Here is a 10,636-nt window from a genome sequence, read left to right as displayed (position 1 = left end):
CTTCTGGCAACCAAATCACTCATATCCTGCATAATTTCAGGCTTTAACGTAGATAACTTAGGTTTAATCGCTTCACCAAAATGCGCGATTAGTTTGGCATCTAGCTTGTCTGTTTTGGCTCGTTGACCAATAGCGCCTGCAAAGCGTTTTATATGAATAGGGTTGGCGACTACAAATGGCAAGTTTGCTTTTGCACATGCCATAATAAAGGGTGCTTCAAGTCTACCCGTAGCCTCAACAATCACGCGTTCAGGTGTATATTTTTTGATAGTTTTAACCGCTTCTTTAATCCCTTTTTCATCGTTTGGCACAGTGAAATAAATATCGAGTGGGCGGATATAGATATCGAGTTGGAATTTACCAGTATCAACGCCAACATTAATGTTTTGATTTGTTTATATTTTCATATAAGCTAACTCTTGCTTGCATAATGCGGGTTCGAGACCCAGTAGACTATTCGAGTGTCATGCTTGGAGTTCTTTGTCGCGTTCATTCTTGTTATCGGTCTCTCAACAGAGGAGCCAGCAATCAATCGAACTACGACAAGGAAAGGCTTTGGTTGCAGCCAAAGCTTGGGTCTCACTTTACCCGAACTCGGTAATAATTAGTAATTTAGATGGGTGTATTATCCATACAAGCTAATTAATAAGGACAAAAAACAGTTGGCTGTTTTCGTTCCTCAACATTTTAGCCAACAATTTTTTGCCCATTATTAGGGCGTTGAGGCTGTAGAATTACTCTTTTTAAAGAAAACCAGCCTGTTTTATGGGTTCCAAATGCATTACCTAATGCTTTAAAAGCGCTTAGAGTTAATTACAGGAGCTCGTTTTTTAATTTAATTTGGCTGTTGGAGTTATTCTACAGTCTCGTTATGCGTTCGAGGTTAAATGAACGATTATCTTAAAGAGTGTAAAAAACTGTCGTTAACAGCTCGAGCTGCAATCGCCTTACTTGTATTCAAAAGGTACTGTGAAATGCATAATCTTCGTGGTGCCGAGCTCGATAAATACTTCGAGCACTTATGGCAGTGGCCATTAATTGATGATCCCAGTCTTTTCGATCCTTGGCAGAGCAGTCGTCCCTATCTCGTTGACTTTGGCCTCGGTGATGAAGCATCGACCGAGCTGATAGATTTATTGAGTTCGGTAGGTTTAAGTGAAGAGCGTTTTAGACCTATCGCTGAAACTGCGACACTAATTCTCTGGGAAAGTTTTTGGGGTGCAGCCGAGGACAGTGTGGCTATGGATCACCTGGAAAGAGGGCTTCTTGCTTCAAAGTTAACAGAATTTCCTGTGCTTACACCTTTTAAGTTTTCCAGATTTGAGCAACGAGATGGGTGGGGTGATTATATCACTGAGCAAGATAGAGATTTTTGGAGGGACTGTGCGCGATACGCATAACCAGTCCGCCCAAGCGACAGCATGAGCTGTCATAATTTTTGAAAAACAACAAAAATTCCGCCAGCTGCATGAAGCGCATGGCGGAAGCGTTAGATGTTCAAGAAGGATTGTGTATGCATCGAGTATTATTTTTAATTCTATTAAGTTTTTCGAGTTTTTCATTTGCGACTGAAACTGACTCAAAGTTAGGTTATAAAGGAAAGCAGGGACAAGTATTTGGCTACAACACTGTTTTGGAAGCTCTAGAAGCGCTGAAGTTAGATCCTCAAGCTGAAATCAGTGAGTCTGAAGGTTGGGTTATAGTCAATGATAATACTAACAAAGCCCTTTGGTCTTTTGCTCCTAAAGATCACCCGTCATACCCATCCGTTGTTCGTCGTGCCGTTGTTGAAAAGGATGGACAGGTTGGAATAACAACCCAAGTAAAGTGTGCTGCTAAACGAAAAATTTGCGACTCATTAGTAAAAGACTTTATGGAATTAAATCAAAAAGTAAAAAGTGAAGTTAATCGTAAATAGAACATCTAACAATTAAAGTGGCTGTCCATTTTATTTTAGTTAGCAGTCTAAGGAAACTCGATGAGCGAAAAACTATTTGTATATGGAACTCTAGGCCTTGGCCGTCCGAATGAACACATACTTAGTGATATTGGTGGTACATGGGAAATTGCATCTGTAAGAGGGATCCTGAAAGATAAAGGTTGGGGTGCAGAGATGGGGTTTCCTGGCATTGAATTGAATGAGTCTGGTAAAGAGGTTGAAGGTTTTGTATTTACCTCTCAACATCTGGCAGAGCATTGGGCTAGCCTTGATGAATTTGAGGGAGAAGCTTACCAGCGAGTTATAGCAAAAGTAGTATTAGACAACGGGCGCGCTATAGACGCCAATATATATACATTGCGTCAAGAATAGATGTGTTTAACGGCAGCTAGCAACACTCCCAGAGGTTGGTAATAAGCACTAAAACCCACTTTCCACCGCAAACTTTAACAGCGGTGAACTTCTACATTTCAATGCCGCAGGGAAGTTGATTCATCGTAGTGCGTGTGTGTTTTCCAGCACCTAAATAGGATCCGTATCACTAAAATGCTAGCGCTCTGATGATGGTATTATGAGGTTTTCCTTTGGCTTCTTGCTGCCGATAATAGGCTTTTACTTAGAATGAGTAATGTACAGTGGGTTATGCCCATTCAAAAAAAATTTGCCTTTAAAACGGATTTGTAATTTTCTTAATTAGTATTCCTTGATATTACAATTAATTGTTATAGTATAACATATTAATTTGAGTCGTGGTGAGTGCAATGGAATCTAAAAAATTAATATCTAAAGAGAAATTTGAACAATGGATTATTGATGCGCCTGAAGAAGAGTATATGAATGAAGGGCAATTAGCGTTTTTCAAACAAAGGCTAATTGCGTTACACGATACTACTCGCGAACATATTCGTGAAGCAAAAGAGCAAATGCTTAGCCCGCCTGAGATAACCGATTTAAGCGACAAAGCAACATGGGAAGAGCAGTGCGGCATGTTAATTCGTATCGTTGAGCGCGAACAGCGCTTGTTGCCAAAGATTAAGCAAGCGCTTGAACGAATTCGCATTGAAACTTATGGTTATTGCCTTGAGTCGGGTGAACCGATAGGCGTAAGACGTTTGTTGGCAAGGCCTACAGCCGAGTTCAGTGCTGATGTTAAGGCAATGATGGAAAAGAAAGAGCATATGTATCAAAGCAGCTAGTTGAATGAAAAAATAAAACAGAGACCCACCTTAAGGTGTGTATGTAATTTAAATTCAGTTACCGTGACAAAATAGCATCCGAATGGGGCGTGGCTACTTTTTTGGAGGGATACTAAACTATGTGGTTATATAGTCTCAGCTTTCTTTGTGTTGAAAATACCTGCAAATCCTTTTTGGTATTTGGCGGTAAGTCATAGTAACCGTTTGAACCAAAAGAGGAACTCGGCTATGGTTGATTCTTCAATATAAATAAGTTTAAAACGAGTTACTCTTCAGGCTCGTTAGGTGACTATGTCGTCTTTCTGTAAATTAAAGGTTTTTATTTTATTCATCGTATCTCTAACGTCAGCCCAATTGTTGATGAATTATGGGTATGCAACTTATTTACCTAGATTTGGTTCATGGGTTAATGATGATTATATTGCTATAATGAGGTTTCACTTTACTGGCTTAGGTCTAGCCTGCGCGTTAATCACTTTTTATTTATCAAAAATTTTTCTATTGAAGTTTAAGGTATCACAGGTAATATTTTTACTCTCTGGGCTTGCATTTAATTTGTATTCTCCTGAAGGGAGGCAATATCATTGGAAAGATGGTTATATCGAGCTTTCTTTTCTCTATTTGTTTTTCGGGATTTTGGTTCTTTATATTTTAAATTATGCAAAAAAATCGGTGTAGTAATCACGTAACAGCGGTGACCACTTTCTTTTGAACGGTATAAAGTAAGTTTATTTATTGTAGGTCATGTGTGTTTTTCAGCACCTAAATAGGATTTGTATCCACTAAATTGCAAGCGTTCTGATGATGGTATTATTAGGCTTTCCCTTTGCTTCTTGTTGCCAATAATAGGCTTTTGTACAAAATGAGTAACGCACAGAGAGTTAGTCCATGCTATAAAAATTTATCTTGAAAACGGGTTTTTAATTTTTGATTGAGGCGATAGGCATCTTTTTAATCCGTTTTTCAGGAGCTAATAATGACTGCTACGGTACTTTAAATACACGTGATTTTTTCTCGCTGCTAATGTAGATAAATGCATTAAAGTGAACTAAGTGGCTAACTTGGTTTTTGGGTGCTTTTCATCATTTCTATGTAGCGTCCTTCAATGAATTTTTTTTCTTTTGTAAGGTGTTTAAGGGCATACTGAGCTTTGTCTAGTTCTTGCTTTAGTTTGTCTAACTCTTCGCTATTTCCCGGCCCATCAGTTTGTAATTGGAGTTGCTGTAGCAATTGGTCTTGCTCTGAAATTTGTCTTTTGTATTCCTGTAACGTATTGAGTAGCCTAGTTTGATCTTGCTTAGAATATGCATCCTCGTTCAGTGATTTTTGATTGTTCTCGTTTGCACTCTTAAGTGCTTCATAGTCTGCTTTTAACTGCTCTTTTTCTTCTTGAAGCTCTGTTACAGCATCGTATTGTGCATACAGTTTCTGGCGGGTCACTTTTAACCTTTCGACACTCTTATCAAAGTCGCCCTTGAGTTTACGTATTAACTGATGCGAGCGTTTTAGTTTAATATTGAGTTCATCAATGAGCTGTTGCTCTTTTTCGGTAACGTGGTCCTTGGTTGACGAAGTAACCTCGGATAATTGTTGCTGTAACAGCATTTGTAAATTAACTAACTCAGCGATAGTCTTTCGATTATCGTTGACATAGTTCATTGCATTATCAACCGACTCTCTACACATAGCGAGCGTAGCATCATCAATACCGCCTCTGTTTTTAACCATGCTCAGCGCAAATGTTCTAAATTCTCTTAGTATCAACAAAAGAATATAAAACCAAGCCGCTAAGATGAGTAGCCCAAAATTGATAGCAATATATTGATAAACCTCAGCGGGAAGAAAAGTATACGGCATTGTTAATTTATCTTAAATTAAATGTAGCTAACTAGAGTTTAGCGCTATCAAAAAAATATGCCATAATAACAACAACATTTTCAAAAAAGTAACGTATGTGAAAATACTTATCGTTGACGATAGCCTAGCAACACTCGAAATAGTTCGTCGAGGCTTGGAGAAGTTTGGCTATCGAAAGTTATTAATACAAAAAGCCCATAATGCTAAATCAGCGTTAACGATTATTGGCAGTTGGCATCCAGATATTGTACTTACAGATTGGCATATGCCTGATATGTCTGGGGTCATGCTATTGCGTGCTATTAAACAAAGACAACTTAATATCATCGTGGCGATGCTGACTACTGTTGATGAAAAGTCTCAAATTGAAGAAGCTATCAGCGTTGGCGCAACCTTTGTGTTGTCAAAACCTTTCACTGACGCACAACTGCACGATAAATTATTGCCTTTAGTGCAGCTTGTAGAGAATAACGAAGTCATCCCTGATGACATTGAATTAAATAGTGATTTAGCTTTACCAAAGCTTTCGCAATTAGAGCGATTGTTTCATAAACACATCAGCGAGTCTTTAATTGTAAACACAATCCAACCGCAGGAATTCGATGAGTCTAAGGTACCTTGTGTTATGGCCGTTTATGAAGATCCTAAGAGCCAAAAAGTACGGGCTATTGCCATACTTGATATTTATGCTGCCTGTGTATTGGCTAGCGGATATAGCTCTTTGACTGCTGAAGAGATCTGTAACTCCATATTATCGGGCGTTGTAACAAATGAAGCATTATCTGCATGTAAAAAAGCGCTGTCAGAAACTGCTTTTGCCTTTTTAGATAAACGCACGCGAATCAGTTTACAAATAAAAACGGTTAAAGTGATTACTTCGCCTTTTCGTAAACTCACTTTGCTGTATAAAACACCAGCAGAAAAGCGAATTGACTTTAGTTGCCAGATAGAGGGGATGGCACAAGGTAAAATTATGTTGGTTGGTATTTAAAGCTCTATTTAGGCGTAACACACCTTTAATTTAGTAGAAACGCTGCAAATTTAAATATGTTGCTGAGGGGAGGTCCTTTTTACCTACATATTGCTACTCAAACATTTGCAATACGATTGCAAACGCCAGTACGCATGGACTATTCCTCATTGTTAGTCTAGGTAACATAGCAGTAATACCAATCAGCAATAAGACTTAATCATTTTGCGGGACTAAACGTACCGCTACCTGCGTTAATAAACTCTCATTTAGAACAACTAAATAGGAATTTTTTGCCTAGCTATCAACACGTTATTCTACCCTCAAAATAGGTAACTTAATTAAGCGGATTGGTATAACTGATTGAACCAAAATAAGAACTCGGTTATGGTGAACTATCAATAAAAAAATTTAAATGAGTGAATCTATAAGCTCGTCAGAAAGCCATGAATATACCTGCCTTTACCATTGGGATCGTCGTATCAATTTTTTTAATCGGACACTTTAAAAAATCGAGATTAGAAAGTAGTAAATTCACCTATGCATTTTTGCTTATAACATTTCCACTCTATTATTTTGCGTTTGCTGTTTACGTAAATGATTATGCAGTAATACCGTTAGAGTTGATGAGCGGCTTAGTCTTTTTTGGTATTGCGATTTTATCATTGAGATTGACCAATTTTTATAAATTCAACCTGTTAGCCCTTGGTTATTTATTGCATGGCATTTACGATATTATTCATCATATGTTATTTATTAATGCGGGGACACCAGTTTGGTGGCCTGAGTTTTGCGGTGTAATTGATATTATTATTGGCTTATATTTAATGAATTTAGCATTTAAACTTCGTGACATAGCAATGCACCATGACGCAAATATTAAGCATTAGTTGCTGCTTCTAACTATAAATTGTAACGGCATTGTCCCTTACGTTTAAAAAATCACGCGGCAATATTACCTATATTGAATTTACCTAATACGGCTAAGTTGAGAAAACGCTAAATTCATGAAGGCAAGTGCCTAATGCCTTAATGCGTATATTCAATACCCATTAAAACAGATCCTATTTTAACAACACGGCTATTCGTTGAACCAAACTAGGAACTCGGTTATGGTTTAATCATAAGCATAAAAGCGGAGACATAAAAATGATAAAAAGGGTGTGCTTTATTTTGGTTAGTACGGTTTTGCTCTTTTCATTTCTGTATGTGATTACGCCGATATCAACATTATTTCAATTCACCGTGAATGTTGAAAGAAGTCTTTCAGGGTTAAAGTTGTATAACCTTGAAGCGGGTGATCTGAATATTGAGTATCTTCGCGGAGGAAAGGGGCCTCCATTGGTTTTACTTCATGGTTTTGGTGCTGACAAAGATAACTGGGCTAGAGTATCAGGGTATCTTACGGAGCACTTTGATGTGATCGCAATAGATTTACCTGGATTTGGGAACAGTACAGATACTATTGATCTTGATTATGATGTGTTTTCACAAGTTTCTAGGCTTAAGACAATTCTAGACACTCTCAACATTAAAGTATTTAATTTAGCGGGCAGTTCAATGGGTGGGTATATTGCTGGTAATTTTTCTGCTCAATACCCTGAGCGCGTAATAAACCTTTGGCTGATAAGTCCATTAGGTGTGGGTGGTTCAGATGAAAGTGAGATGTTTTCAGCAGTAAGAAATGGTCAGAATCCAATGATCTTACCTAGAACAGAGTTAGAATTCAGTCAATTACTTGATTTTTTATTTGTTGAACGCCCATTTATCCCAGCACCTATCGTTAAATATTTAGCAGCTAAAGCTGAGCAAAGAATAAATCTAAATACAAAAATTTATGAGCAAATTCATAATATAAAAAATAGAGAAGCTCAGTTTGATTCACCACTTGATACTGTTTTAAAATACTATAAAGGACCTGTGTTAATCACATGGGGCGATAACGATCGCGTCTTACATTTATCTGGTGCGAAAGTATTAAAGCATATTCTCCCTCAAGCACAGGTTACTATTATGGACCGTGTTGGGCATTTACCCATGTTAGAGAGGCCTGAAGAAACAGCAGGGTATTTTTTAACTTTTGCATCAGCGCCTTAACGTGTTTGCACGTATATATCGGGTAACTAACCGTTGGTAAATGTTCGTTCTTCATTCATTTTAGCTAAACACACTACCTCGATTACGGGGCAATATGTACAAAGGAAATTATGACAAAAAAGAGAAGCCGTAGGCTCAGGAAAAAGCTACATAAAAATGAATTTGCAGTTTTTGGCTTTACATTTTCATGCACTCTCTCAACTTCAACGGATAGTTATGATGGGCTTTTAGATAATTTTTTAGATTTTATTGAATCTCATCATTTAGTTGTTGGTGCAGGAATCAGTTCAGACAGTTTCGATGGGTTTATTACGTCTAACGACCGATATGGCTCAGTAAGCGAAGAACAAAAAGCAAAAATAGAACACTGGTTGTCAGTTCAGCCTGCATGTCTGAAAGTACACGTGGGTGAACTTGTCGACGCTAACGTATAATGTCTTGTATTCACATTCAGTGGATAGTTGGCATTTCGCGGTGGTGAGGTTTGTTCTGATAGTGGCCTTGTTAAAGCTTAAAGGGGACGCTAATTTGGCGCATTTAAACCCATGAAATATATTTTGGCCTTTTTAATTTTTGTAAATTTGAATGCATTTGCATGTAGTCAGGATTATTTAGAGGGGCACTCAGCACAGAATAAATTTTTGGTGACTGTTAACTATGCTGATTTTGTTTTTATTGGAGAGGTCGTTAGAACTTATAGGATTATAGGTACTCCTGATTTTTTCAAAAATGATAATGGGTATGTGTTTAAAGTTACCGAGTTAATTAAAGGTGAATCTCTGCCGTACATGGACGCTGAGCAATCTTGGTGGTGTGGAGTTAATGGTCCTAACATGAAGAACTATTGGCCTGATGAAATTGGTGATGAGTTTGTTATTACCGGAAAAACGTATCATGGAGAACACCGTATCATTGCGGTTTATCCTCTTGAAAAGGCTGTTTTGTTTATGCCGGAGATAGTGAAAATGGCTACTAAGTCATTAACGCCGGGTTCATAGTTAGCGGTTAATTGAGTATGTATTTAAGTGATAATGCATAATAGGGAAAGTGTATGAATGTGCTTAATAATACCGTCAATATCACAGACTCACTTGCAGCATGGTATGAAAACAGGTCAACGTTTGAATTTAAAGGCCATCACATTTCATATCATGTGCAAGGTAAAGAAGACGGCCCATGTTTATTGCTTATTCATGGTTACCCCTCAGCCAGTTGGGATTGGCACAATCAATGGCCAGAATTAATTAAGCATTTTAAAGTATTTACATTAGATATGCTGGGTTTTGGCTTTAGTGATAAACCACGTGATATACACTATCAAATTGCGACCCAAGCTGATTTATTAACCCATTTTATGCGGTTATTTAAAGTAAGCAGTGTGCAGGTTTTGAGCCATGATTACGGTGATACGGTAGCGCAAGAGTTACTTGCTCGTTGTTGTTTGAATGAAAAGAATGCGCTCAAAATTGAACGATTATGTTTGCTCAATGGTGGGTTATTTAGTGAAACACACAAACCTGTTTTATTACAAAAATTGCTGCTGAGCCCCCTTGGCTTCTTTGTTTCTCGGTTGGCTAGTTTCAAACGTTTCAAACTTAATTTTGATTATATTTGTGCAATCCCTCTGAATGAGAAAGAATTGCAAGAGTTATGGTCTTTAATTAACTATAAACAGGGCAAACCTGTGATGGCTAAATTGATACACTACATCACAGAGCGAGAGCAATGGCGGGGCCGCTGGGTTGGCGCTTTACAACAAACAGATATTCCTGTTCGCTTGATTTGTGGTATGGAAGATCCTGTCTCGGGTCGTCATATGGTGGCGCGATACAATGAACTCATCAGTTGCCCAGACGTTATTGCATTAGAAGGCGTTGGCCATTACCCGCAACTAGAACACCCCAAACGTGTTACACAGCATGCATTGGATTTTTTGAGATGAAAACTCATTTTATACAAGCGTTTACAGACTCACTGTGACGTGCATTCCCTTTTTAAAGTGTGGTAGTCATTGAGTTTTTTGTTCATTTTTAAAGAGCATATACGTTTGACTGACGCTTTTTTTCCTTTAAAAAACGGATGATTTTAATAACGTATTCGCCTAACATGGTTAAACGTCATTTTTAGGTTTCAGGGGCTGTAGTTGTGCTTATTAAGTTTAATGTTTTTGGTAAACAGATGTCAGTTTTAAAAAAAGAACAAGCATGGCAGCTTTTTAATGAATCTGATACCGGAATTCGCTCGCGTGTTTATGATGTGGTCATTCCTGCGGATTTAAAGCCTGCTGAACTCGCCACTTATCTGGATGATATTTATCATGAATTTTCAACGGAAAAACACCCTAAAGTAATACAAGTCGGTTAGAGCAACAGCCATGTCACTGAGTTTTTACTTTAGCATCACTGATGAAATTTACTATTGGCTAAATGAAAACACAAAACGTAATAAAATATCGCAAGTTTACTAATAACGAGACCATAAAAAGGCTATATAAGGGAACGCGGTTTGCGCTTTACGCCTCTTTTTTCACCATCGATGTAAAAAACCGCCTATCTAAAGACTGCTTTGTCATTAAAC

Annotated in this window: 13 protein-coding genes; 11 read left to right on the top strand and 2 right to left on the bottom strand. The window is 37.8% G+C overall.

Annotation, left to right across the window (positions count from 1 at the left end):
- On the bottom strand, nucleotides 1–383 hold a 383-nt coding region (locus ATS75_RS02930; protein ID WP_152996178.1), incomplete at its 3' end, for an IS110 family transposase.
- A 504-nt stretch (nucleotides 384–887) separates the two neighbouring features.
- On the opposite strand from ATS75_RS02930, the gene ATS75_RS02925 reads away from it, so the two are divergent.
- From ATS75_RS02925 to ATS75_RS02910, 4 genes are all read left to right on the top strand, one after another.
- On the top strand, nucleotides 888–1,400 hold the full coding sequence (locus ATS75_RS02925; RefSeq protein WP_058558918.1) for a hypothetical protein: 513 nt from the start codon (nucleotides 888–890) through the stop codon (nucleotides 1,398–1,400).
- Between the two features lie 113 nt (nucleotides 1,401–1,513).
- Nucleotides 1,514–1,918 (top strand): hypothetical protein, encoded by a 405-nt coding sequence (locus tag ATS75_RS02920; protein ID WP_058558917.1) that lies wholly within the window; start codon nucleotides 1,514–1,516, stop codon nucleotides 1,916–1,918.
- 60 nt (nucleotides 1,919–1,978) lie between these two features.
- Nucleotides 1,979–2,311 carry a gamma-glutamylcyclotransferase family protein gene (locus tag ATS75_RS02915; protein ID WP_058558916.1) on the top strand — a complete coding sequence of 111 codons (333 nt, stop codon included), beginning with the start codon at nucleotides 1,979–1,981 and terminating at the stop codon, nucleotides 2,309–2,311.
- 389 nt (nucleotides 2,312–2,700) lie between these two features.
- The gene (locus ATS75_RS02910) at nucleotides 2,701–3,135 is read left to right on the top strand and encodes a TraR/DksA family transcriptional regulator (protein WP_058558915.1); all 435 of its coding nucleotides are present in this window, start codon (nucleotides 2,701–2,703) and stop codon (nucleotides 3,133–3,135) included.
- A gap of 1,056 nt (nucleotides 3,136–4,191) precedes the next feature.
- Here the strand turns inward: ATS75_RS02910 and ATS75_RS02900 are convergent.
- Complete coding sequence (locus tag ATS75_RS02900; protein WP_058558913.1) at nucleotides 4,192–4,992, bottom strand: hypothetical protein; 801 nt, start codon at nucleotides 4,990–4,992, stop codon at nucleotides 4,192–4,194.
- A gap of 97 nt (nucleotides 4,993–5,089) precedes the next feature.
- On the opposite strand from ATS75_RS02900, the gene ATS75_RS02895 reads away from it, so the two are divergent.
- From ATS75_RS02895 to ATS75_RS02865, 7 genes are all read left to right on the top strand, one after another.
- A complete protein-coding gene (locus ATS75_RS02895; RefSeq protein WP_058558912.1) occupies nucleotides 5,090–5,983 on the top strand; it encodes a response regulator in 894 nt (297 codons plus the stop codon).
- Nucleotides 5,984–6,408: 425 nt separating this feature from the next.
- Entirely contained in the window at nucleotides 6,409–6,852 is a 444-nt protein-coding gene (locus ATS75_RS02890) for a DUF6010 family protein (protein WP_058558911.1), read from the top strand.
- Nucleotides 6,853–7,135: 283 nt separating this feature from the next.
- Nucleotides 7,136–8,059 (top strand): alpha/beta fold hydrolase, encoded by a 924-nt coding sequence (locus tag ATS75_RS02885; RefSeq protein ID WP_235591111.1) that lies wholly within the window; start codon nucleotides 7,136–7,138, stop codon nucleotides 8,057–8,059.
- Between the two features lie 110 nt (nucleotides 8,060–8,169).
- On the top strand, nucleotides 8,170–8,493 hold the full coding sequence (locus ATS75_RS02880; RefSeq protein ID WP_058558909.1) for a 50S ribosome-binding protein YggL: 324 nt from the start codon (nucleotides 8,170–8,172) through the stop codon (nucleotides 8,491–8,493).
- A gap of 111 nt (nucleotides 8,494–8,604) precedes the next feature.
- Complete coding sequence (locus tag ATS75_RS02875; protein WP_058558908.1) at nucleotides 8,605–9,057, top strand: hypothetical protein; 453 nt, start codon at nucleotides 8,605–8,607, stop codon at nucleotides 9,055–9,057.
- A gap of 53 nt (nucleotides 9,058–9,110) precedes the next feature.
- Nucleotides 9,111–10,001: an alpha/beta fold hydrolase gene (locus tag ATS75_RS02870; protein WP_058558907.1), complete on the top strand. Its 891-nt coding sequence runs from the start codon at nucleotides 9,111–9,113 to the stop codon at nucleotides 9,999–10,001.
- Between the two features lie 236 nt (nucleotides 10,002–10,237).
- Nucleotides 10,238–10,423, top strand: a complete 186-nt coding sequence (locus ATS75_RS02865; RefSeq protein ID WP_235591110.1) for a hypothetical protein — start codon at nucleotides 10,238–10,240, stop codon at nucleotides 10,421–10,423.
- Nucleotides 10,424–10,636: the final 213 nt, after the last annotated feature.

Source organism: Pseudoalteromonas sp. H105 (assembly GCF_001469215.1).
Classification (GTDB): domain Bacteria; phylum Pseudomonadota; class Gammaproteobacteria; order Enterobacterales; family Alteromonadaceae; genus Pseudoalteromonas.
The sequence above is the reverse complement of the archived record's forward strand: the minus strand, read 5'-3'. Positions and strand labels throughout refer to the sequence as shown.